Here is a 23,353-nt window from a genome sequence, read left to right as displayed (position 1 = left end):
GTTACTTCAGCCAGCCGCGCCGGCGGAAATACCACATCGGCACCAGCGCGCTGGCTGCCATCAGTACGATGGCATAGGGGTAGCCCATGGCCCAGTCCAGCTCGGGCATGAACTTGAAGTTCATGCCGTAGATGCTCGCGATCAGCGTGGGCGGCAGCAGCGCGACGCTGGCCACCGAGAAGATCTTGATGGTCTTGTTCTGGTTGATGTTGATGAAACCGACGGTCGCATCCATCAGGAAGTTGATCTTGTCGAACAGGAACGCCGTGTGGTTGTCCAGCGATTCGATGTCGCGCAGGATCTGCCGGGCTTCTTCGAACTGCTCGGCGTTGAGCATCTTGCTGCGCATCATGAAGCTGACCGCGCGGCGCGTGTCCATCACGTTGCGGCGGATGCGGCCGTTCAAGTCTTCCTGCCGCGCGATGGCGCCGAGCACCTCGCCGGCCAGTTCGTCGCTGACGTTGCCCGACAGCACTTTCTTGCCCGCCACTTCGAGCTCGTCATAGATGTTCTCCAGCGTGTCGGCCGAGTATTCGGCGTCCGCGTCGAAGAGCTTGAGCATCACTTCCTTGGCGTCTTCGATCAGCCCCGGCGCGCGGCGTGCGCGCATGCGCAGCAGGCGGAACACGGGCACGTCTTCGTCGTGGATCGAGAACAGCACGCCGCGGCTGCGCAGGTCGGTGTTGTGCTGGTTGAGGATGAAGGCGACGCGCACCGTGCGCGGGTTCTCGTCGTCGTCGATCAAGAAGTCGGAGCGGATGTGCAGCTCGCCGTTGTCTTCTTCGTAGAAGCGGGCCGACTCCTCGATGTCCTCGTCCATCGCGTCTTCGGGGATCGAGAGGCCGTAGTACTGCTTGATCCAGCGCTTTTCTTCGAGCGTGGGCGATTCGAGGTCGACCCAGATCGGCCGGAACTTGGAGAGCTCTTCGAGGGCCTCGATCTCTTCCTGGACAAGGCGGCCGTTGGCGAGCGTAAAGATGTTGAGCATGGGCTCACTCCCGGGGATGACTGAACGATGGGCGAGGGAGGGGCGCTTTCAATTCCCGGGCCCGACGTGAGCGATCAGGCCGTCAGAAAGGGAGTTGAAAGCTGCCGAGACGGGGCGGTTTCCATGGGGGAGTCTCCATTTGCAGCGAGGCGCGATTATGTCACTGGCCATGGGGCTGCATCGAGGTCGAACTGGACGGACATACAGTAAAGTCCTGCCCATGCAGACCGCTGCGCTTCCTGTTTTTTCCGCCGCCGCAACGAGCCAGTCCGAACGCCTGGCCGCGGCGCTGGCAACGCTCAACGAGGCGCAGCGCGCGGCGGTCGAGCACGGCGTGGGCGCGGCCGTGGGCGACGACCACCGCCCGCTGCTCGTGATTGCAGGCGCCGGCTCCGGCAAGACCAGCACGCTGGCACACCGGGTGGCGCACCTGATCGCAGGGGGCGTCGATCCGCAACGCCTGCTGCTGCTGACCTTCTCGCGCCGTGCCGCGCAGGAAATGGGGCGCCGCGCGGGCCAGGTGCTGACGCAGGTGCTGGGCTTGTCCTCGGCGGTGCCGCCTGCGCTGCCATGGGCCGGCACCTTCCATGGCATCGGCGCGCGGTTGCTGCGCGAGTACGCCACGCAGATCGGCCTGGACGAAAACTTCACCATCCACGACCGGGGCGACGCCGAAGACCTGATGGGGCTGGTGCGGCACGAGCAGGGCCTGTCTTCGACGGTCAACCGCTTCCCGCGCAAGGGCACCTGCCTGTCGATCTACTCGCGCTGCGTCAACACGCGCGCGCCGCTGGCCCAGGTGCTGAAGGAGTCCTTTCCCTGGTGCGACGAATGGGAGGCCGAACTCAAGAAACTGTTCGGTGCCTACGTGGAAGCCAAGCAGCAGCAGAACGTGCTCGACTACGACGACCTGCTGCTCTACTGGGCCGAGATGGCCGCCGAGCCCGCACTGGCCGCGCAGATCGGCGCGCGCTTCGACCACGTGCTGGTCGACGAGTACCAGGACACCAACCTGCTGCAGGCGTCGATCCTGCTGGCGCTGAAGCCCGACGGGCGGGGCGTGACGGTGGTGGGGGACGACGCGCAATCGATCTATTCGTTTCGCGGCGCGACGGTGCGCAACATCCTCGACTTTCCCTCGCAGTTCACGCAGGCCGCGCGCGTGGTCACGCTGGAGCGCAACTACCGCTCGACGCAGCCGATCCTCGACGCGTCGAACCGCGTGATCGCGCATGCGGCCGAGCGGCACGCCAAGACGCTCTGGACCGACAAGCCCTCGGCCGGCAAGCCCTTGCTGGTGCTCGTGCCCGACGAGGCCGGGCAGGCGCGCTGGGTGGCCGACAAGGTGCTGGCGCATCGCGAGGGCGGGCTGGCGCTCAAGTCGCAGGCGGTGCTGTTCCGCACCTCGACGCACAGCGCGGCGCTCGAACTCGAACTGGCGCGGCGCAACATCCCGTTCGTGAAATTCGGTGGCCTCAAGTTCCTGGAGGCCTCGCATGTGAAAGACCTGCTCGCGGTGCTGCGCTTTGCGCAGAATCCGCGCGGACGCATGGCGGGCTTTCGCGTGACGCAGCTGATTCCGGGCATTGGGCCGGCCACCGGCACGCGGCTGCTCGATGCAATGGACAAGGCGGCCGACCCCGCGGCGGCCGTTAGCGATTTCGTGCCGCCGTCCGCGGCGCGCGCGCAATGGAGCGACTTCGCCAAAGCCTATGCCGCGCTGCGTGCGCCTTCGCTGACGTGGCCGGCCGATGTGGAACTGGCGATGGATTGGTACCTGCCGCACCTGGAGCGGCTCTATGAAGACACCTCCGGCGTGCGCCGTGCCGACGTCGAGCAGCTCGCTCGGCTCGCGGCGGGCTATGGCTCTCGCGAGAGCTTTCTCACCGAACTCACGCTCGATCCGCCCGAAGCCACGAGCGACCGACCAGGGCCGCCGCTGCTCGACGAGGACTACCTGATCCTCTCGACCATCCATTCGGCCAAAGGGCAGGAGTGGCGTTCGGTGCACGTGCTCAACGTCGTCGACGGTTGCATGCCGGCCGACGTGGCGCAGAGCGCGCATGAGCTGGAAGAAGAGCGCCGCCTGCTCTACGTGGCGATGACGCGGGCGCGCGACCATCTGCACCTGCTGGTGCCGCAGCGCTTCCACATCACGCAGCAGGCCGTGCGCGGCGACCGGCACCTGTACGCCAACCGCACGCGCTTCATTCCGGACGCCGATCTCGCGGGCTTCGAGCAGCAGACCTGGCCGCCTGCGCCGGTGCTGCCCCCGGCGGTGCCGCCGCCGGCCGCCGTGATCGACCTGCGCAACCGCATGCGCGCCGCCTGGCGCTGAAGCGGCTGGCCCTGCGGGCGGCAGGGTCACCGCGGCGCGCAGGTGAAAACACTTCCTTTCAAAATGCTGCAGCGGCTGTCCCGCTGACGTTGTCCGCTATGGATTGAATAGCGGATCATGAGGCGTTTCGAGCGCCTCGTACCCCCGGGCAACTCGGGTATTGCAATACCGTGACAGCTTGGGCATAGTGAATCGACCTTCCCCTCTTTCCTCTTCTTTCCCTCTCTCCTTCCCCCTCTTTCTCTTCCTCTCGATTCACCCCGATTCATTGGTTTCGCCGGCCACGCTTCATTCCGGAGCGGGGTCATTTCCCCCAACGTCAATTCCAGGAGGTCATTCATGAATCTGACGATCAGCGGTCATCACCTCGACGTCACGCCTGCCTTGCGCACTTACGTCACGAGCAAGCTGGACCGGATCACCCGACATTTCGACCAGGTCGTCGATGTCAAGGTGATCCTCACGGTGGAAAAGCAGAAGGAAAAGGAACGCCGCCAAAGGGCGGAATGCAACATCCACGTCAAGGGCAATGACATGTTCGCGGAATCGAGCCACGCTGATCTTTATGCCGCGGTCGATGAACTGGTCGACAAGCTCGACCGTCAGGTGGTGCGCCACAAGGACCGCCTGCAGGACCATCATCATTCGGCACCCAAGCGCTTGATGTAAGCAAGACCCCCAGGGTTCACGCCTCAGGCCGCCTTCGGGCGGCCTTTTGTTTTCCGACTGTTGTGGTGGGGCTTTGCAAGTCCCTTCGAGGCGTACGAGGCCTCTGGGCAACATGTAGACAAAAAGTAAATAGGGGGACTGGGGGTTTTTACCAAGCGGGTGCATAATCGCCCCCGCTCTGCACCCACCATGAATCGCCTCGCGTCCATCCTGCCGCCCGCTCAAGTGCTCGTGAGCGTTGACGCCACCAGCAAAAAACGCGCTTTTGAAGAAGCCGGCCTGCTGTTCGAAAGCCTTCACGGTCTGGGCCGTGCCCTCATCACCGACAGCCTGTTTGCGCGCGAGCGCCTCGGCTCCACCGGTCTGGGCCATGGTGTCGCCATTCCGCATGGCCGCATCAAGGGCCTGAAGGCACCGATGGCCGCCGTGTTCCAGCTGGCCAACCCGATCGGCTTCGACGCCCCGGACGAACAGCCCGTGGCACTGCTGATCTTCCTGCTGGTGCCCGAAGCGGCCACGCAGAAGCACCTCGAAATCCTCTCTGAAATCGCCGAGCTGCTGAGCGATGCCAGCCTGCGCGAACAGATCAAGTCCAGCACCGATGCCGCCGCGCTCCACGGCCTCATCGCCGGCTGGCAATCCACCCAAGTCGCCTGAGCGCATGCGTTGGCACTCGCAGCTGCTGATAAGCTGCGCTGCTGCTGCCTTCGTCCATCACAAGAAAATGCCGGCGTGTGAGCGCCGCCTCCTGAACGCATGAAGCCGACCGTCATCAGCGCCGATGCCATGTTCGAGGAGTTCCGTGGGTCGCTCCGCTGGGAATGGCTCGCCGGGCTCGGTGCCTCGGAGCGCCAGTTCGACCCCGAAGTCATCAGCCGCGCCCAGTCGGCTGCCGACCTGGTCGGTTACCTCAATTACATCCACCCGTACCGCGTGCAGATCCTGGGCGCCCGCGAGGTGGCCTACCTGACGCGCGGCAGCCTCGAAGACTGCGCCCGCCGCATTGCCCGCATCGTCACGCTGGAGCCGCCGATGCTGGTGCTGGCCGACGGCCAGGCCGCGCCCGACGAGCTGCTGTCGATCTGCGAACGCGCCCAACTGCCGCTGTTTGCCACGCGCGAATCGTCGGCCTTCGTGATCGACCTGCTGCGCGCCTACCTGTCCAAGCACTTCGCCGAGCGCACCTCGATGCACGGCGTGTTCATGGACATCCTGGGCATGGGCGTGATGATCACGGGCGAGTCGGGCCTGGGCAAGAGCGAGCTGGGCCTGGAGCTGATCTCGCGCGGCAACGGCCTCGTGGCCGACGACGCGGTCGACCTGTACCGCATCAACCAGAACACCATCGAAGGGCGCTGCCCCGACCTGCTGCTGAACCTGCTCGAAGTGCGCGGCATCGGCCTGCTGGACATCCGCGCGATCTTCGGTGAGACGGCGGTGCGCCGGAAGATGCGCCTGAAGCTCATCGTGCACCTCGTGCGGCGCGACAGCTTCGAGCGCGACTACGAGCGCATGCCTTCGGCGCCGCTCACGCAGGACGTGCTGGGCATCCCGGTGCGCAAGGTCATCATCCAGGTGGTGGCGGGGCGGAATATCGCCGTGCTGGTCGAGGCGGCCGTGCGCAACTCGATCCTGCAGCTGCGGGGCATCGACACCTATGCGGACTTCGTGGCGCGCCACCACAAGGCGATGGAAACCGGGCAGGACTGAACACGGCCTGCCGGGAGCGCCGCAGCGCCCCCTGAATCAGCGCTTCTTTACACAGTCGCCGCAAAGGCCGTAGAGCGACATGGCGTGGTCCTGCAGGATCCAGCCCTTGTCCTTGGCGATCATCTGCTGGCGGCGTTCGATCTCGGCGTCGTAGAACTCCTCGACCTTGCCGCACGAGGTGCAGATCAGGTGGTCGTGGTGCGTGCCTTCGTTCAGTTCGTAGACCGCCTTGCCGCTCTCGAAATGGCTGCGCTCGAGGATGCCGGCCTGCTCGAACTGCGTCAGCACCCGGTACACCGTGGCCAGGCCGATGTCGGAATGCTCGTTCAGCAGCACGCGAAACACGTCTTCGGCCGTCATGTGCCGCTGGCTGCCGGTCTGGAAGATTTCAAGAATCTTCAGGCGTGGCAATGTGGCCTTCAGGCCGGTGTTCTTGAGTTCGTCGATATTGGCCATGTTGGTTCCTGCGCCCGGGGCTGCGGCAAAGGCCCTGAAAAGGGTCAGCCGCTACAATGGCCGATCATATCGCTACCCCCCTTTCCTCCCATGCCTGCCATTCTCCAACGCCGTCCCTGGCTGCTGGTTGCTGCCGTCACCGCGACGCTTCTCCTGGGTGCCTGCAGCAGTTTCAGCGATAGCACGCGTGGCGCACTGTCGGCCATCACCCCTTACAAAGTCGAAGTGGTGCAGGGCAATTTCGTGTCGAAGGAACAGGTCGCGGCGCTCAAGCCCGGCATGTCCCGCCAGCAGGTGCGTGAAGTTCTCGGCACTTCGCTGCTGAGCGACGTGTTCCACGCCAACCGCTGGGACTACGTCTTCACGATCCGCCGCCAGGGCGTCGACCCGCAAGAGCGCCACCTGACCGTGTTCTTCAACGGCGAACTGATGGACCGCTTCGAGGGCGACGAAATGCCCAGCGAAGAAGACTTCGTCGCCACGCTCGACACCCGCAAGAAAACCGGCAAGGTGCCGCCGCTCGAAGCCTCCGAAGACGCGCTGAAGAAATACGCGCCCGCCAAGGACGACAAGAGCGACAAGGCCGATGGCGCCGCTTCGGCCAACCTGCCGCCGCTGCCCGCAGCCTACCCCCCGCTCGAAGCCACGCGCTGAGCGCACCAGCAGCAGCGGGCGGCGCCCGCCGAGTCAGGCGGCGTCCGTCCCGTGTCCATGTATCCCAGTGGCCATTCTGAAGACTGAATCCGCGTGACTGAATCCATTTCCTCTTCCTCCTCTTCTTCCGCCCCCGCATCGCATCGCATCGCGATCGCCGGGGCTTCGGGCCGCATGGGCCACATGCTGATCGAGGCCGTGCGCAACGCGCCCGACTGCCGCCTCGCAGGCGCGCTCGACATCGCCGGCAACCCGGCCCTCGGCACCGATGCCGGCGCCTTCCTGGGTTTCGACAGCGGCGTGTCCATCGTCTCCGACCTGCGCGCCGGCCTGAAAGACGCGCAGGTGCTGATCGACTTCACCCGCCCCGAAGGCACGCTCGCGCACCTGGCGGTCTGCCGCGAACTGGGCGTGCAGGCCGTGATCGGCACCACCGGCTTCAGCGACGCGCAAAAGGCCGAGATCGCCGAGATCGCCAAGGACGTCGCGATCATGATGGCGCCCAATATGAGCGTGGGCGTCAACGTCACCTTCAAGCTGCTCGAAATGGCGGCCAAGGCGATGGCCACCGGCTACGACATCGAGATCATCGAGGCGCACCACCGCCACAAGGTCGACGCGCCCTCGGGCACCGCGCTCAAGATGGGCGAAGTGATCGCCGACGCCCTGGGCCGCGACCTGAAGGAATGCGCCGTCTATGCCCGCGAGGGCATCACGGGCGAGCGCGACCCCTCGACCATCGGCTTCTCGGCCATCCGCGGTGGCGACATCGTGGGCGACCACACCGTGCTGTTCGCCGGCATCGGCGAGCGCATCGAGATCACCCACAAGTCGTCGAGCCGCGTCACCTACGCGCAGGGCGCCCTGCGCGCGGTGCGTTTCCTGGCAGGCCGGAAATCGGGCCTGTTCGACATGTACGACGTGCTCGGCCTGCGCTGATCCGCGCAAGACGCCCGACAAAGGACCGCCGATGAGCGTTCTGGATCTCCTGGCCCACGGCGACGGCGTCAGCCGCGCGGTGGCCGCGCTGCTGCTGGCGATGTCGATCTCGAGCTGGGTCGTGATTCTCTGGAAGGCCTGGTTGCTGCGCGGCGGCACGCGCGACGTGCTGCGCAGCATCGCCGCGTTCTGGCAGTCGTCCACGCTTGCCGACGCCGAGCAGAAGCTCAAGGCCTTCGACCGCGCGACGCTGGTGTCGCCCGCCGTGTCGGCCATCCGGAGCGTGGCTGGCGGTGCGCCCGACGGCACGCTGGGTGCCACGGTCGACCGCAACCAGCGGCTGACCCGCGTCCTGCGCGATGCGCTGCATGCCGCGCTGCGGCGCCTGCAGGCCGGCCAGATTCTTCTTGCCACGGTCGGCGCCACCGCCCCCTTCGTCGGGCTGCTGGGCACGGTCTGGGGCATCTATGGCGCGTTGTCGGGCATCGCGGGCCAGACCGGCGGCTTCACCATCGACAAGGTGGCCGGCCCGGTCGGCGAGGCGCTGGTCATGACGGCCTTTGGCCTGGCGGTCGCCATTCCGGCCGTGCTGGCCTACAACGTGTTCGGCCGCGTCATCGGCCGCATCGAGGCCGAGCTCGAAGGCTTCGCGCACGACCTGCTCGGCAGCTTCGGCGAAGCCCCGAAGCCGGCCGCGCCGCCGCCCGCGCGGCCGATGCCGGTCTGACCCGACCCCCGGCAAGACACAACAACCCACGCAGAACATCATGGCCTTCGGTCGCACTTCCCTGGGCAGCAGTGCTGGCGGCGGCGGGCGAGCGATGGGCGCGGGCGCGCAGAGGCCGCTGTCCGATATCAACGTGACGCCGCTGGTCGACGTGATGCTGGTGTTGCTGGTGATCTTCATCATCACCGCGCCGCTGATGGCCAGCTCGATCAAGCTCGACCTGCCGCAGACCGATGCGGGCCAGCCCAACGACGCGCCCAAGTTCGTGAGCCTTTCGGTCGATGCCTCGGGCAAGGTGTTCCTCAACGACCAGCCCGTGACCGACGAGGAACTGGCGACGCGGCTGGAGAAGGCCGCCGCCGACAGCAAGGACACCGAGGTGCAGTTGCGCGCGGACCAGACCGTGCCCTACGGCAAGGTGGTCACGCTGATGGGCATTGCGAACAAGGCGGGACTGAGCCGCATCGGGTTCGTGACCGAGGCGGAAGCGGCGCCGCAGAAGCCGCGCTGACCCTGCCTTGTCTTGCTCCTTCCCCCTCTGGGGGAAGGTTGGGATGGGGGCAGGCAGAGCGCCCTCAATGAGCGCCGCTTGCCCCCACCCCAGCCCTCCCCCGGGAGGGGAGGGAGAAATACCGAAGATTCAACCCAGCACCACCGGCTTGGTATGCCAGATCTCATGCGCGTACTGCGCGATCGTGCGGTCCGATGAAAACGCCCCCATCCCCGCCACATTCAGCACCGCCATCCGCGTCCACGCATCCGAGTCGCGGTACAGCGCATCCACTTCGGCCTGCTTCGCCACGTAGCTCGCATAGTCCGCCAGCAGCAGATAGTGGTCGCCCCAGTTCACCAGCGCGTCGTAGATGCCCTGGTAGCGCGCGGGCTCGCCCGCCGAGAACGCGCCGTCGCGGATCGCATCGAGCACGCGCTTGAGCTCCGCGTTGTCTTCGTAGATGTCGCGCGGTTGGTAGCCCCGCGCGCGGATGTCCGCCACCTCGGGCGTCGTGTTGCCGAAGATGAAGATGTTCTCCGGCCCCACGTTCTCGCGCATCTCCACATTGGCGCCGTCGAGCGTGCCGATGGTGAGCGCGCCATTCAGCGCGAACTTCATGTTGCCGGTGCCCGAGGCCTCGGTGCCCGCGGTGGAGATCTGCTCCGACAGGTCGGCCGCCGGCATGATGACCTCGGCCAGGCTCACGCTGTAGTTCGGCAGGAACACCACCTTCAGCAGCTTGCCCACGCGCGCGTCGGCGTTGATGGTGTCCGCCACGTCGTTGATGAGCCGGATCACCAGCTTGGCCATCGCGTAGGCCGAGGCCGCCTTGCCCGCGAACACTACCACGCGCGGCACGATGTCGATGGGCGTGCCCGCCGCGTGCGCATCGAGGATGCGGTGGTAGCGCGCCACTACGTGCAGCACGTTGAGCAGTTGCCGCTTGTATTCGTGGATGCGCTTGACCTGCACGTCGAACATCGCATCCGTGTCGATGTCGATCTTCAGGTGCTGCTCGACCCAGTTGGCCAGCCGCAGCTTGTTCTCGCGCTTGGCATGGCGAAACGCGCGCACGAAGGCCGGCTGCGCGGCCATGGGCCTGAGCGCCTCGAGCTGCGACAGGTCGCGCCGCCAGCCCTTGCCGATGCGCTGGTCGAGCAGCGCGGCCAGTGGCGGGTTGGCCTGCGCCAGCCAGCGGCGCGGCGTGACGCCGTTGGTCTTGTTGTTGAAGCGCTCGGGAAAGATCTTCGCGAAGTCCGAGAAGATCGACTGCTTCATCAGCTCCGAATGCAGCCCCGACACGCCGTTGATCGAATGGCTCGCCAGCACCGCCACGTAGGCCATGCGCACGCGCCGCTCGCCCGCTTCGTCGACCAGCGACAGCCGGCGCATCAGCTCGACGTCGTTGCCCAGCTTCTGCGTCACCGTGGCAAGAAACTTCGCGTTGATGTCGTAGATGATCTGCAGGTGCCGCGGCAATATGCGGCCGAGCATCTCGACCGGCCAGGTCTCCAGTGCCTCGTGCATCAGCGTGTGGTTGGTGTAGCTGAACACCTTCTGCGTGTGCGCCCAGGCCACGTCCCACGCCAGGCCGTGCTCGTCGAGCAGCAGGCGCATCAGCTCGGGCACCGCGAGCACCGGGTGCGTGTCGTTCAGGTGGATGCTGACCTTCTCGGAGAGCTGGTCGAAGGTCTTGTGGTTGCGCAGGTAGCGGCGCAGCAGGTCCTGCACGCTCGCGCTGCAGAAAAAATACTCCTGGTGCAGCCGCAGCTCGCGGCCCGAGGGCGTGGAGTCGTCGGGGTAGAGCACGCGCGAGACGTTCTCCGACTGGTTCTTGCTCTCCACCGCGCCCATGTAGTTGCCGCGATTGAAGGCCGAGAGGTCGATCTCTTCGGTGGCGCGCGCCGACCACAGCCGCAGCGTGTTGGTGGCCTGCGTGCCGTAGCCCGGAATGATGGTGTCGTAGGCCACGGCCAGCACGTCGTGCGTGTCGACCCAGTCGGCCGCGCCATAGGGGGCGTTGGTGCCTTCGCGCTTTTGCACGTGACCGCCGAAGCGCACGCGGTAGTTGACCTCGGGCCGCTGGAACTCCCATGGGTTGCCGCGCGTGAGCCAGTAGTCGGGCGTTTCCACCTGCTGGCCGTTGACGATGCGCTGGCGGAACATGCCGTATTCATAACGGATGCCATAGCCCATGCCCGGCACGCCCAGCGTGGCCATCGAATCGAGAAAGCAGGCGGCGAGCCGGCCCAGGCCACCGTTGCCCAATGCCGCATCGGGCTCGCGCTCGGCCAGTGCCGACATGTCGACGCCGAAGTCGGCCAGCGCTTCGCGCACCGTGTCGTACAGGTCGACCGCGAGCAGCGCATTGGTGAAGGTGCGCCCGATCAGGAACTCCATCGAGAGGTAGTAGACGCGCTTCAGGTCCTGCGCGTAGTTGGCGCGCGTGGTCATCATCCAGCGCTCGACCAGCTGGTCGCGCACGGCCTGTGAGGTGGCATTGAGCCAGTCGTCCTGGCTGGCGGCGACAGGGTCCTTGCCGACCGCGTAGATCAGCTTGTTGGCCACGGCGCGCTTGAAGGCCGCGACGTCGCGGTCGGGGTGGTCGTAGGCAAAGTCTTTGATCGTCATGGTGGGCGCTCTGGTGTGAGTGATCAGGTTGGCAGTCGAGAGGTCTTCGCGAGAACACTGTGGAACCGGCTTCGCCGGGCCACAGGTATTGCCCCCTGCAGGGAGGTTGGCGCAGCGACGCGAAGTGCGCGAAGGCCGGGGGTCATTCCATGCTCCGCCGGTAGACGTCGATGTACTGCGCCGCCGCCGTGCCCCAGTCGGCCGGCCGACGCATGGCGTTGCCGCGCACGCGGCGCCAGTCGGGCGCGCGGTCGTAGAGCGCGAAGGCGCGGCGCAGGGCGCGTGCGTAGTCGGCATCGTCGAAATGGTCGAACACGAAACCGGTGGCCTCGCCGCTGGCCATGTCTTCGAGCGTGCTGTCGACCACCGTGTCGGCCAGTCCGCCCAGGCGGCGCACCAGCGGCAGGCTGCCGTACTTCAGGCCGTACATCTGCGTGAGGCCGCAGGGCTCGAAGAGCGATGGCACGAGCGTCACGTCGCCGGCGCCGAAGAGCTGGTGCGCGAGCGTCTCGTTGTAGCCGATGGTGACGCTGATCGATTGCGGCGCGGCGGCTGCGCGCTGGCGGAATGCTTCTTCGAGCCAGGCCTCGCCGCTGCCCAGCAGCGCCAACTGGCCGCCCTGCGCCAGCAGCGCATCGAGGCCGCCAAGCACCAGGTGCAGGCCCTTCTGTTCGGTGAGCCGGCTCACGACGATGAACAGCGGCGCATCCGGCCGCTCGGCCAGGCCAAGCTGGTGCTGCAGCACGGACTTGCAGCGCGCCTTGCCGGCCATGTGGCGGCCTTCGGGCGTGTGATAGCCCTGCACCAGCGCGGCGTCGGTGGACGGGTTCCAGACCTGGTCGTCGACCGCGTTGAGGATGCCGCTGAGCACACTGCTGCGTTGGCGCAGCAGGCCGTCGAGGCCGCAGCCCTGTTCGGCCGTCTGGATCTCCAGCGCGTAGGTCGGGCTCACCGTGGTGAGCCGGTCGGCGAAGTACAGGCCGCCCTTCATGAACGACACCTGCCCGTGATATTCGAGCCCGTTCATGTGGAAGGCGGAGGCCGGCAGGCCCAGCTCGGCGAAGTGCCAGGGTGCGAACACGCCCTGGTAGGCCAGGTTGTGCACGGTGAACACGCTGCCCACGCGGGGCCCGCCGGCCTGCCGCGCAAAGGCCAGGTACGCGGGGGCCAGCGCCGCATGCCAGTCGTGCGCGTGCACCACCTCGGGCTGCCACTGCGGGTCGAGCCCCTGTGCGAGCTGCGCCGCTGCCCAGCCGAGCAGGGCGAAGCGGCGGTGGTTGTCGCTGTAGGGCTGGCGTGTCGTGTCTTCGTAGGGATTGCCGGGCCGGTCGTAGAGCGCCGGCGCGTCGATCACGTAGGCCGGGATCGGGGGCGCGCCATCGATCGCGATGTGCCCCGCGCGCAGGCCGAAGCGTTCACCCCACGGCGCCGTGAATTCGGCCAGCGGCACCAGATCGCGCACGCCGGCCACGATGGCCGGAAAGCCCGGCAGCAGCACCCGTGCGTCTTGCCCCGCGGCCATGAGCGCGATGGGCAGGGCGCCGGCGATGTCCGCCAGGCCGCCGGTCTTGAGGAGGGGAAAGATTTCGGCGCTGACCTGGAGGATTCGCATCGTGGGTCGTCGCGGCTTCAGGCAGCCAGTCGTTTCAACATTTCGCGCGTGACCAGCACCACGCCGTTTTCGGTGCGCTCGAAGCGCGCGGCATCGGCCTCGGCGTCTTCGCCGATCACCATCTCGTCGGGGATCACGCAGGCGCGGTCGATCACCACACGGTGGAGCCGCGCGCCGCGGCCGACTTCCACGTCGGGCAGCAGCACGGCCTCGTTGATCTCGCAGAAGGAATGGATGCGCACGCCCGAGAACAGCACCGAGCTGCTGACCTTGGAGCCCGAGACGATGCAGCCGCCCGACACGATGGTGTTGACCGTCATGCCGTGCTTGCCCTCGCGGTCGAGCACGAACTTGGCCGGTGGCAGCTGCCGCTGGTAGGTCCAGATGGGCCAGTCGGTGTCATAGATGTCGAGCTCCGGGGTGATCGAGGCCAGGTCGAGGTTGGCTGCCCAGAATGCATCAATCGTGCCCACGTCCCGCCAGTAGGCCTTGGCGCCCGGCCCGCGAGAGGCCCGCGTGACGCACGACATCGTGAAGGGATGCGCCAGCGCACGCCCCTGTGCCACGGCGCGCGGAATGATGTCCTTGCCGAAGTCGTGGCTCGAATCGGGGTTGACGCTGTCTTCCTCGAGCAGCTGGTAGAGGTATTCGGAGTCGAACACGTAGATGCCCATGCTCGCCAGCGCCAGGTCGGGGTGGCCGGGCATGGCGGGCGGGTCGGCCGGCTTTTCGAGAAAGGCCGTGATCTGCCGTCCGTCGTCGATCGCCATCACGCCGAAGGCCGTGGCTTCCATGCGCGGCACTTCGATGCAGCCGACCGTGCAGCCCAGGCCGCGCTCGGCATGGTCCTTGACCATGATCGAGTAGTCCATCTTGTAGATGTGGTCGCCGGCCAGCACCACCACGTAGTCGTGCCGGGTGGAGCGCGTCTGGATGATGTCCAGGTTCTGGAACACCGCGTCGGCCGTGCCGCGGTACCAGTGCTCGTCGCCCACGCGCTGCTGCGCGGGCAGCACGTCGACCATTTCGTTGAGCTCGGCCCGCAGGAAGCTCCAGCCGCGCTGCAGGTGGCGCATGAGCGAATGCGACTTGTACTGCGTGACCACCGCCATGCGCCGGATGCCGGAGTTCAGGCAGTTCGAGAGCGCGAAATCGATGATGCGGAACTTGCCGCCGAAGTACACGGCCGGCTTGGCGCGCCGGTCGGTCAGCTGCTTGAGGCGGGAGCCTCGGCCACCGGCCAGCACCAGGGCGATGGTGCGGCGGACCAGTTGATGAGCTTGCAGGGGTTCCTGCGTGGTGAGCTGCTTGTCCATCCTGTGTCTCCGTTCGTTCGTTGGAATCCGTCGTCAGAGTTTCTGCATCGAGACTAGCACCGCGGCGTGCGGCTGGCTTCTACGTTCTTGCAATCAGCAGGCTCGAAAAAGGCACTTGTGCCGCACCGTCGAGCGCCTGTGGCGTACCGCCCGCATCGCGCTGCGGGTCGGTGGCGAGGCAGGCGTGCCAGGCGCCTTCGGGCAACTGGAACGACACCGTCTGCGCACCGGCGTTCAGCATCACCAGCCACGCGCCCTGTGTGTTGTTCTCGTCGTTGCCGTTCGTTGCCGCATGCCCGAACAGGATTGCAAGGGCCGTGCCCAGCCGCCAGTCGTCCGGCGTCATCGGCGCACCATCGGGGCGAAGCCAGCGGATGCCTGGTGTGGTTCCCTGCGGCGGCTCGGCCGGCCACCAATGCGTGCTGCGCAAGGCGGGCGCTTCGCGGCGCAGGGCCGCGAGCCGGGCCACGAAGGCGCTCATCTGCGCCGCGTCGCTGGCCGGGTCGGACGTGCCGATCCACGCCAGCCAGGTGGTCTCGTTGTCCTGGCAATAGGCGTTGTTGTTGCCTTGCTGGCTGTGGCCCAGTTCGTCGCCTGCCAGCAGCATCGGCGTGCCTTGCGAAAGCATCAGTGTCGCCAGCAGCGCGCGCCGCAGGCGAAGGCGCAGCGCCAGCACCGTTGGGTCGTCGCTCGCGCCTTCGACGCCGCAGTTGTTGCTCAGGTTGTGGGCGTGGCCGTCGCGGTTGTTCTCGCCGTTGGCAAGGTTGTGGCGTTCTTCGAAACTCACGAGATCGCGCAAGGTGAAGCCGTCGTGCGCGGTGATGAAGTTGACGCTGGCGGTCGGTGCGCGGCCATGGTGCGCGAACTGCGCGCTCGAAGCCGTGAAGCGGTGCGCGAAGTCGCCGAGGCCCGCCGCGTCGCCGCGCCCCTGCCGCAGCCAGAAGCCGCGCTGCGTGTCGCGGTAGCGGTCGTTCCATTCGAGCCAGCCCGGCGGAAATTCGCCGAGGCGATAGCCGCCGGGGCCGATGTCCCACGGCTCCGCGATCAGCAGCGTGCGCGACAGCACCGGGTCCTGCGCGATCGCCGCGAAGAACGGCGCACGCGGATCGAAGCCCGTGGCCGCGTTGCGGCCCAGCACCGGCGCAAGGTCGAAGCGAAAGCCATCGACGCCCATCTCGCAGGCCCAGAAGCGCAGGCTGTCCATCACCAGTTGCAGCACGCGGGGCTCGCCCAGGTTCAGGCAGTTGCCGGTGCCGGCCCAGTTCTCGTAGAGCGCGTGGTCGTCTTCGCGCAGGTGGTAGTACAGCGCGTTGTCGATACCGCGCAGCGAGAGCGTGGGGCCGAGCTCGTCGCTCTCGGCGCTGTGGTTGTAGACCACGTCGATCACCAGCTCCATGCCGCGCGCATGCACCGCATCGGCCATCGCGCGGAACTCGCTCGCGGGCGTGGTGCCGGCGCGGCCGCTCCAGTAGCGCGCTTCCGGCACGAACCAGCCGATGGTGTTGTAGCCCCAGTAGTTGGCGAGGCCCATCGCCAGCAGCCGTTGCTCGTCGGCACGATGCTGCACCGGCATGAGGCTCAGCGTGGTGACGCCAAGGCGCTGCAGGTGGTCGAGCACCGCAGGCTCGGTCAGCCCGGCATAGGTGCCGCGCAGCGCGGCCGGCACGCCCGGATGCAGCCGCGTCTGGCCGCGAACGTGCAGCTCGCAGAGCACGCGCTCGCCGGCTGCGATGCGCGCATGGCCTGGCGGCGTCGTCGTCGTGCTTGTGGCCGCCGTCACGCGTCCCTTGAGCGCAATGGCGCCGTTGTCCCGCGCATCCCGCTGGTCCGGCCGGACGGGGTCATGCCCCAGGAACAGCGCGCTTCCGTCGTAGCGCCCCACGATCTCCCGCGCATACGGATCGAGCAGCAGCTTCGCCGGATTGAAGCGTTGCCCTTCATGCGGCGCCCACGGGCCATGCACGCGATACCCGTAGACCAGCCCGGCCCGCCCGCTGGGCAGCAGCCCATGCCAGACCCCATCGGTGCACGCCGGCAGCCGAAGGCGTTGTTGTTCGTTCTGCCCCGAGCCATCGAAGAGGCAGAGCTCGACAGCCTCCGCATTGGGCGCAACCAGCGCGAAGTTGACGCCGCCCGGGGACAGCGACGCACCAAGAGGAAAGGGCGAGCCGCTACTCAGCATGATCCAAACGCGAAGGAACAGGACACCCGCGCGCCCATATCAAACGAGCACCCACATTACGGTCCCCAGCGGCGGCACGCTCACCGAGATCGAGTCCGCCTTCCCATGCCAGGGCACGGCCGCGCTCTCGACGATCCCGTTGCCGACGCCGCTTCCGCCATACACGTCGCCATCCGTATTGATGATCTCGCGATAGGCCCCCGCCACAGGAACCCCCAGCCGGTACGAATGCCGGGGCAAAGGCGTGAAGTTGCACACCGCGATCACGAACGAACCATCGCGTGCACGCCGGACAAAGGCGAACACCGACTGGTCCGCATCGTCATGCACGATCCACTCGAACCCCGCGGCCTCGTTGTCCAGCTCGTGCAGCGCGGGAAAGTAGCGGTACACGTTGTTCAGGTCGCGCACCAGCCGCCGAACGCCTTGATGCGGCGCGTGCTCCAGCAGATGCCAGTCGAGGCTGCGGTCGGCATCCCACTCCGCGTACTGCGCGAACTCGCCGCCCATGAACAGCAGCTTCTTTCCCGGATACGCCCAGAGATAGCCGTAGAGGTTGCGCAGCCCCGCGAACTTCTGCCACTCGTCGCCCGGCATCCGCCCGATCATCGAGCCCTTGCCGTGCACCACCTCGTCGTGCGACAGCGGCAGCACGAAGTTCTCGCTGTGCGCGTACATCAGGCCGAACGTGATCTGCTGGTGATGGTGCTTGCGATACACCGGGTCGGTGCCTGCATACGCCAGCGTGTCGTTCATCCAGCCCATGTTCCATTTGTAGTGAAAGCCCAGCCCGCCATCTTCGGGCGGCCGCGTCACGCCGGGGAAGCTCGTCGACTCTTCGGCCAGCGTCACCGCGCCTGGCCGCTCCATGCCCACCACGCGGTTCATGCGGCGCAGGAAGTCGATGGCTTCCAGGTTCTCGCGCCCGCCGCTCGAATTCGGTATCCACTCGCCCGACTTGCGGCTGTAGTCGCGGTACAGCATCGAGGCCACCGCATCGACCCGCAGCCCATCGACGCCATAGCGCTCCAGCCAGTACAGCGCATTGCCGACCAGGTAGTTGCGCACCTCCGTGCGCGCGTAGTTGAAGATCAGCGTCTGCCAGTCGTTGTGAAAGCCCTCGCGCGGATCGGCGTACTCGTACAGCGCCGTGCCGTCGAAGCGGCCCAGGCCATGCGCGTCGGTGGGAAAGTGCGCGGGCACCCAGTCGAGGATCACGCCCAGTCCCGCGCCATGCGCGGCTTCGACGAAATGGCGGAAGTCGCCCGGTGTGCCGAAGCGCGAGGTCGGCGCATACAGGCCGATCGGCTGGTAGCCCCACGACCCGTCGAAGGGGTGCTCGCTGACCGGCAGCAGCTCGATGTGCGTGAAGCCCATGTCGCGTGCGTACGGCACCAGCGTGTCGGCCAGCTCGCGGTAGTCGAGCCACTCGTGGCCGTTCTTGCGGCGCCATGAGCCCAGGTGCACTTCGTAGATGCTGATCGGCGCATGGCGTTCGTTGGCCTGCGCGCGCTCTTCGGGCATGGCCACCGGCGCCGGCAGGGGCGCGACCACGCACGCGGTGCCGGGACGCAGCTGCGACGAAAACGCGAAGGGGTCGGCCTTGCGCAGCACCTCGCCGTGCGCCGAAAGAATCTCGAACTCGTAGGCATCGCCGGTGGCCACATGCGGCGCAAAGATCTCCCACACGCCGCACTCGCGGCGCAGCCGCATCATGTGGCGCCGGCCGTCCCAGTTGTTGAAGTCGCCCACCACCGACACCCGCCGCGCGTTGGGCGCCCAGACCGCGAAGGCCACGCCCTTGACGCCGTCCATCTCGCGCAGGTGCGCGCCCAGCCGCTCCCAGGGTCGCAGGTGCGTGCCTTCGGCGAGCAGCCACACGTCGGTGTCGCCGAGCACGAACGCAAAGCGGTACGGGTCCTGCAGCCGCGAGCTGTGCGTGCCCCAGTCGACCTGGAACGAATAGCCCAGCCGGGCTTCAGCGGCCGGCACCAGTCCGCCGAACACGTCGGAACCTTCTTGCCGGGTGAGCATTGCCAGCGGCCAGCCGGTGCGCGAATGCATCACCGCCACGCTTTGCGCGCCGGGCATCAGCGCGCGCACCACCAGGCCTTCGCGCGTTTCGTGAGGGCCCAGCACGGCGAAGGGATCGCCATGCTCGGCGCGCATCAGCGCGCGGACTTCGGATTCGGGCAGCAGCAGCTTCGGGGGCATGGTGGTCAGACTTGTCCTTCGCCGGCAGGTTCACCGAGGAAGACGCCGTAGGGCGCCAGCACCAGCATGCGCCTTTCGCCCTGCGTCTGCACGGTGGCGGTCGATGCCAGCGGATGGCCGGCCAGGGGCGCGAGTCCATCGGGCAGCGGCATCGACACCGGCGCGCTCTTCAGATTGAAGAGCGCCTGCATCGACCGGTTGCCGTCGCGCCGCTCGAACCGCAGCACCTGTTCGGACGCGTCGAGGAACACGATGCGCCCCGTGCGCAGCAGCGGCTGCGTGCGGCGCCAGTGCAGCAGCGCGCGGCTGAAGGCCAGCATCGAGGCCGCATCGCCGGCCTGTTGCTCGACCGCCAGCGGCAGGTGCGGGCCGTACACCGGCAGCCAGGGCGTGCCGGTGGTGAAGCCGCCGTGGGGCGCTTCCGCCGTCCAGGGCATGGGCGTGCGGCAACCGTCGCGGCCCTTGAACTCGGGCCAGAAGGCGCGGCCGTACGGGTCTTGCAGCAACTCGAAGGGCACTTCGGCTTCGGGCAGGCCCAGTTCTTCGCCCTGGTAGATGCTGGCGCTGCCGCGCAGCATCAGCAGCAGTGCGAGCCAGAGGCGGTCGCGCCGCGTGTCGGGTGGGCCGCCGTCGCTCCATCGCGTGGCGACGCGCGGCACGTCGTGGTTCGACAGCGCCCAGCAGCCCCAGCCGTCGGTGGCCGCCAGGGCATGGTCGAGCGCCTCGACCTGATGGCGCAGGTGCCTGGCGCTGTGATCGGCCGTCAGCAGGCTGAAGCTGTAGGCCAGGTGCAGGCGTTTGTCGCGCGCCGTGTACTGCGCCATGACGGGCGGCGCGTTCTCGTCGCCGACCTCGCCCAGCGCCACTGCGCCGTAGCCGTCGAGCAAGCGGCGCAGGCGTTCGAGAAACAACAGGTTCTCGGGCTGGCTCTTGTCATGCAGGTGCTGCTGCATTGCATAGGGGTTGTCGACGCGCACCGTGCTCACCTCGCCCTGCGATTCGACCGAGGCCGGCGGGTTGTCGCGCAGCAGCGCGTCGTGGAACTGGTGGTTGCAGGCGTCGAAGCGAAAGCCGTCCACGCCGCGCTCGCACCAGAAGCGCACCTCTCCAAGCAAGGCGTCCTGCACGGCGGGGCAATGGAAGTTGAGGTCGGGCTGCTCGGTGAGAAAGCTGTGCAGGTAGTACTGCCGCCGGCGCGAGTCCCATTGCCAGGCCGAGCCGCCGAACACCGACAGCCAGTTGTTGGGCGGCGTGCCGTCGGGCCTGGGGTCGGCCCACACGTACCAGTCGGCCTTGGGGTTGTCGCGGCTCGCGCGGCTTTCGACGAACCACGCATGCTGGTCGGAGGTGTGCGACAGCACCTGGTCGATGACGAGCTTGAGGCCCAGTGCATGCATACGCGCCAGCATCGCGTCGAAGTCGGCCAGCGTGCCGAACATCGGGTCGACCGCGCGGTAGTCGGCCACGTCGTAGCCGAAGTCCTTCATGGGGGAGCGGAAGAAGGGCGAGACCCAGACCGCATCGACCCCGAGGCTGGCCACATGGTCGAGCCGGGCGGTGATACCGGGCAGGTCGCCGATGCCGTCGCCGTTGCTGTCCATGAAGCTGCGTGGATAGATCTGGTAGATCACCGCGCCACGCCACCATTCGCCGTTGCTGCTGCTCATGCTCATGCCTGCCCCTGTGGTCGGAATTCATTGTGGCATGCGAGATTCGGGCCAGTGGTACGGGCTTGCAGGCGCATGCGGCCTGGCGGCCCGCGAAGCTTTCTACACTGGGCGCCGTTTCCGCTTTTCAAAATGACATCAGATTCCGCTTCTTCCCTCGCCGCGCTCGAAGCGCGGCTCGCCCAGGACCTCGAATACCTCGGCTTTCCCGGCCGCCAATGGATGCCCGCCCGGCAGGTGGAAGGCGAGACGGTGCTCGACGTGGCGATCATCGGCGGCGGGCAGGCCGGCCTGGCTGCATCGGTGGCGCTGGCGCAGCAAGGCATTCGTGCCGTGGTGTTCGACCGTTCGCCCGCCGGCAACGAAGGCCCGTGGGCGACCACGGCGCGCATGGAGACGCTGCGCTCGCCCAAGGAGCTGACCGGTCCGGCGCTGGGCCTGCCCGCGCTGACCTTCCGCGCGTGGTTCGAGGCCCAGTTCGGCCTCGAAGCCTGGACGGCCATGGACAAGATCCCGCGCCTTCAGTGGATGGACTACCTGGTCTGGTATCGCCGCGTGATGGGCGTAGACGTGCGCAACGACACCGCCGTCACCGGCATTCACCCCTTGCCAGACGCGACGGCCGTTCGCCTCGACCTGAGCACGCCGGAAGGTCCACGCAGTGTGCTGGCACGCCGTGTCGTGCTCGCCACCGGCCGCGACGGTCTTGGCGGACCAGCCATTCCGGCTTTCGTGAATGCACTGCCGCGTTCGAAGTGGGCGCATTCATCGGACGAGATGGACTACGGCCAGCTGCGCGGCCTGCGCGTGGGCGTGGTCGGTGCGGGCTCCTCGGCCATGGACAGCGCGGGCACCGCGCTGGAAGCCGGCGCGCACAGCGTCGAGCTGCTGATCCGCCGGCCCGACCTGCCGCGCGTCAACAAGGGCAAAGGTGCCGGCGTGCCGGGGCTCACGCAGGGCCACTACGACTTGCCCGATGAACTGAAGTGGCGCATCCGCCACTACATCAACGTGGCGAACGTGCCGCCGCCGCACGGCAGCACGCTGCGGGTGTCGGGGCATCCGAACGCCTTCTTCAACTTCGGCTGCCCGATCTTGTCGATCGCGCCCGAGGGCGAGGCCATGCGCGTGTCGACGCCCAAGGGCGACTTCGTGTTCGACTTTTTGATCGTCTCGACCGGCTTCAAGGTCGACTGGGCCCATCGCCCCGAGTTCGATGGCATCGCCTCCCATGTGCGGACCTGGAAGGACCGCTTTGTGCCCACCCCCGGCGACGAAGACCAGGAGCTGGCCGATTCGCCCGACCTCGGGCCGGTCTTCGAATTCCAGCAGCGCGTGGCGGGCGCGTGCCCGGGGCTGGGCCGCATCCATTGCTTCTGCTATCCGGCGGCGCTGTCGCACGGCACGGTGTCGGGCGATATTCCCGCCATCAGCGAAGGCGCCAAGCGGCTCGCCAGTGGCATCGCCAGCCTGTTCTACCGCGAAGACTTCGACCATCACTTCGCCAACCTCGAGGCCTACAGCGAGCCGGAACTGTTCGGCGACGAGTGGGTGCCGGCGCTGCCGCCCGGCGAGCGGGGTGCCGCGCAAGCCTCTTCAACTTCTTCTCTGCCTTCTTCCTTCAAGGACCCCGCATGACGAACCCTGCCGTGCAGTTGCCGGCCATCGACGTGGTCGACCACGTCGTTCCCCTTTCCGCGAACCAACCGACCTGGGCATTGCGACAGCAGCGCGAGAAGGTCGTGTCTGCCACGCAAAGCAGCTATGACGCCATGTTCTCGCACAAGGTCGAAGGCCTCTCGCGCACCGAGCGCCTGCTGGTCGCGCTGCATGCCTGCCGCGTCTCGAAGGCGGCGAATCTTGCCGCGCACTACCGCGAGGAACTTGATGCCGAAGGCGCGGATGCCGCCGTGGCCAACGCGGTGGAGCGTGGCGAGATCGCTTCGCTCGCCGATGCGCGATTGCGCGCAGTGCTGCTCTTCACGGGCAAGCTGATCGAGCGGCCGATCGAAGGCGACCGCGCGGCCATCGACGCGCTGGCGGCGCATGGCCTGTCGACGCCAGCCCTCGTGGCGCTGAGCCAGCTGATCGCTTTTCTCTCCTACCAGGTCCGCGTCGTTGCCGGGCTGAAGGCGCTGGCCGCCGCGGAGGTGTCGGCATGACGCTCCCGATCCGCATCAAGGGCTTCACCACCGAGGTGTTGAGCTGGAAGCCGTGGCTCGACATGGTGAATGTCGGTACCGCCAGCGCGGCCCAACTCGCGGCGTTGGACGAGATGAGCCCGCAGGCGCGCACCTCGCCGTACTTCCTGGTGCTCGCGCACCAGCCAGAGATATTGCTGCAGCGCTCCATCGCCTTCAACGCGATCATGTTCGCGCCGGGCGGCATGCCGCGCGCCGAGCGCGAGCTGGGCGCCACGGTGGAGTCGCGCGTCAACGGCTGCGTGTATTGCGCTTCGGTGCATGCGCAGCGCTTCGAGCAACTGGCCAAGCGCAACGATGTGATTTCGCAGGTGTTCGAAGCGCCGGCCTCCGCCGGCACCACGCCGCGCGAGAAGGCCATCGTCGCGTTCTCGGCCCGGCTGGGCACCGCGCCGGACCAGGTGTCGGCCGAAGATATCCGCGCACTGAAAGAGGTCGGGCTGAACGAGCTGGAAATTCTCGACCTGATCCACTCGGTGGCGCTGTTCGCCTGGGCCAACCGGCTGATGCTCAACCTCGGCGAGCCGGTCTTCCCGGCGAACGCCGCGGCGTAGGT

At 67.3% G+C, this 23,353-nt stretch carries 19 protein-coding genes; 11 read left to right on the top strand and 8 right to left on the bottom strand.

The window, feature by feature from the left end; all coding sequences use genetic code 11:
• Window position 1: 1 nt before the first annotated feature.
• On the bottom strand, window positions 2-988 hold the full coding sequence (gene corA, locus ACGLHS_RS26185) for a magnesium/cobalt transporter CorA (RefSeq protein ID WP_093246314.1): 987 nt from the start codon (window positions 986-988) through the stop codon (window positions 2-4).
• A gap of 220 nt (window positions 989-1,208) precedes the next feature.
• Between corA and ACGLHS_RS26180 the strand changes: the two genes are divergently transcribed.
• From ACGLHS_RS26180 to hprK, 4 genes are all read left to right on the top strand, one after another.
• Window positions 1,209-3,326: an ATP-dependent helicase gene (locus tag ACGLHS_RS26180; protein WP_394484537.1), complete on the top strand. Its 2,118-nt coding sequence runs from the start codon at window positions 1,209-1,211 to the stop codon at window positions 3,324-3,326.
• A gap of 339 nt (window positions 3,327-3,665) precedes the next feature.
• Entirely contained in the window at window positions 3,666-3,995 is a 330-nt protein-coding gene (gene hpf, locus ACGLHS_RS26175; protein ID WP_093246312.1) for a ribosome hibernation-promoting factor, HPF/YfiA family, read from the top strand.
• 189 nt (window positions 3,996-4,184) lie between these two features.
• Window positions 4,185-4,652 (top strand): PTS sugar transporter subunit IIA, encoded by a 468-nt coding sequence (locus ACGLHS_RS26170; protein WP_093127334.1) that lies wholly within the window; start codon window positions 4,185-4,187, stop codon window positions 4,650-4,652.
• 99 nt (window positions 4,653-4,751) lie between these two features.
• Complete coding sequence (gene hprK / locus ACGLHS_RS26165) at window positions 4,752-5,705, top strand: HPr(Ser) kinase/phosphatase (protein ID WP_093246311.1); 954 nt, start codon at window positions 4,752-4,754, stop codon at window positions 5,703-5,705.
• A 36-nt stretch (window positions 5,706-5,741) separates the two neighbouring features.
• Here the strand turns inward: hprK and fur are convergent, their stop codons facing one another.
• Entirely contained in the window at window positions 5,742-6,161 is a 420-nt protein-coding gene (gene fur, locus ACGLHS_RS26160) for a ferric iron uptake transcriptional regulator (RefSeq protein WP_056584276.1), read from the bottom strand.
• 90 nt (window positions 6,162-6,251) lie between these two features.
• Here fur and ACGLHS_RS26155 point away from each other — a divergent pair, with 90 nt between their 5' ends.
• The 4 genes from ACGLHS_RS26155 (at window position 6,252) to ACGLHS_RS26140 (ending at window position 8,992) form a co-directional block, all read left to right on the top strand.
• Complete coding sequence (locus tag ACGLHS_RS26155; protein WP_093246310.1) at window positions 6,252-6,815, top strand: outer membrane protein assembly factor BamE; 564 nt, start codon at window positions 6,252-6,254, stop codon at window positions 6,813-6,815.
• A gap of 93 nt (window positions 6,816-6,908) precedes the next feature.
• Entirely contained in the window at window positions 6,909-7,754 is an 846-nt protein-coding gene (gene dapB / locus ACGLHS_RS26150) for a 4-hydroxy-tetrahydrodipicolinate reductase (RefSeq protein ID WP_394484533.1), read from the top strand.
• Window positions 7,755-7,785: 31 nt separating this feature from the next.
• Window positions 7,786-8,481, top strand: coding sequence for a MotA/TolQ/ExbB proton channel family protein (locus ACGLHS_RS26145; RefSeq protein WP_093246308.1), 696 nt, complete (start codon window positions 7,786-7,788; stop codon window positions 8,479-8,481).
• Between the two features lie 40 nt (window positions 8,482-8,521).
• Window positions 8,522-8,992: a biopolymer transporter ExbD gene (locus ACGLHS_RS26140; protein WP_093246307.1), complete on the top strand. Its 471-nt coding sequence runs from the start codon at window positions 8,522-8,524 to the stop codon at window positions 8,990-8,992.
• Between the two features lie 129 nt (window positions 8,993-9,121).
• On the opposite strand, the gene ACGLHS_RS26135 is transcribed toward ACGLHS_RS26140, so the two are convergent.
• The 6 genes from ACGLHS_RS26135 to ACGLHS_RS26110 form a co-directional block, all read right to left on the bottom strand.
• Window positions 9,122-11,605, bottom strand: a complete 2,484-nt coding sequence (locus ACGLHS_RS26135; RefSeq protein ID WP_394484530.1) for a glycogen/starch/alpha-glucan phosphorylase — start codon at window positions 11,603-11,605, stop codon at window positions 9,122-9,124.
• A 142-nt stretch (window positions 11,606-11,747) separates the two neighbouring features.
• Window positions 11,748-13,217: a glycogen synthase GlgA gene (gene glgA, locus ACGLHS_RS26130; protein ID WP_394484528.1), complete on the bottom strand. Its 1,470-nt coding sequence runs from the start codon at window positions 13,215-13,217 to the stop codon at window positions 11,748-11,750.
• Window positions 13,218-13,234: 17 nt separating this feature from the next.
• Window positions 13,235-14,533, bottom strand: coding sequence for a glucose-1-phosphate adenylyltransferase (gene glgC, locus ACGLHS_RS26125; protein ID WP_093246304.1), 1,299 nt, complete (start codon window positions 14,531-14,533; stop codon window positions 13,235-13,237).
• 79 nt (window positions 14,534-14,612) lie between these two features.
• On the bottom strand, window positions 14,613-16,715 hold the full coding sequence (glgX, locus tag ACGLHS_RS26120) for a glycogen debranching protein GlgX (protein WP_394484526.1): 2,103 nt from the start codon (window positions 16,713-16,715) through the stop codon (window positions 14,613-14,615).
• A gap of 39 nt (window positions 16,716-16,754) precedes the next feature.
• Window positions 16,755-18,929: a 1,4-alpha-glucan branching protein GlgB gene (gene glgB, locus ACGLHS_RS26115; RefSeq protein WP_394484524.1), complete on the bottom strand. Its 2,175-nt coding sequence runs from the start codon at window positions 18,927-18,929 to the stop codon at window positions 16,755-16,757.
• Window positions 18,930-18,934: 5 nt separating this feature from the next.
• On the bottom strand, window positions 18,935-20,602 hold the full coding sequence (locus tag ACGLHS_RS26110) for an alpha-glucosidase (protein WP_394484522.1): 1,668 nt from the start codon (window positions 20,600-20,602) through the stop codon (window positions 18,935-18,937).
• Between the two features lie 126 nt (window positions 20,603-20,728).
• On the opposite strand from ACGLHS_RS26110, the gene ACGLHS_RS26105 reads away from it, so the two are divergent.
• The 3 genes from ACGLHS_RS26105 to ACGLHS_RS26095 are packed head-to-tail and all read left to right on the top strand — an operon-like array spanning window position 20,729 to window position 23,351.
• The gene (locus tag ACGLHS_RS26105; RefSeq protein WP_394484520.1) at window positions 20,729-22,234 is read left to right on the top strand and encodes an NAD(P)-binding domain-containing protein; all 1,506 of its coding nucleotides are present in this window, start codon (window positions 20,729-20,731) and stop codon (window positions 22,232-22,234) included.
• A complete protein-coding gene (locus tag ACGLHS_RS26100) occupies window positions 22,231-22,758 on the top strand; it encodes a CMD domain-containing protein (protein WP_394484518.1) in 528 nt (175 codons plus the stop codon). The genes ACGLHS_RS26105 and ACGLHS_RS26100 overlap by 4 nt, the downstream gene beginning before the upstream one ends.
• Window positions 22,755-23,351 (top strand): peroxidase-related enzyme, encoded by a 597-nt coding sequence (locus ACGLHS_RS26095; protein WP_394484516.1) that lies wholly within the window; start codon window positions 22,755-22,757, stop codon window positions 23,349-23,351. Before ACGLHS_RS26100 ends, ACGLHS_RS26095 begins: the two co-directional genes overlap by 4 nt.
• Window positions 23,352-23,353 lie beyond the last annotated feature (2 nt).

The organism is Variovorax sp. VaC1, assembly GCF_043658315.1.
Taxonomy (GTDB): Bacteria; Pseudomonadota; Gammaproteobacteria; order Burkholderiales; family Burkholderiaceae_C; genus Variovorax.
This window is presented reverse-complemented; position numbering and strand designations above follow the sequence as displayed.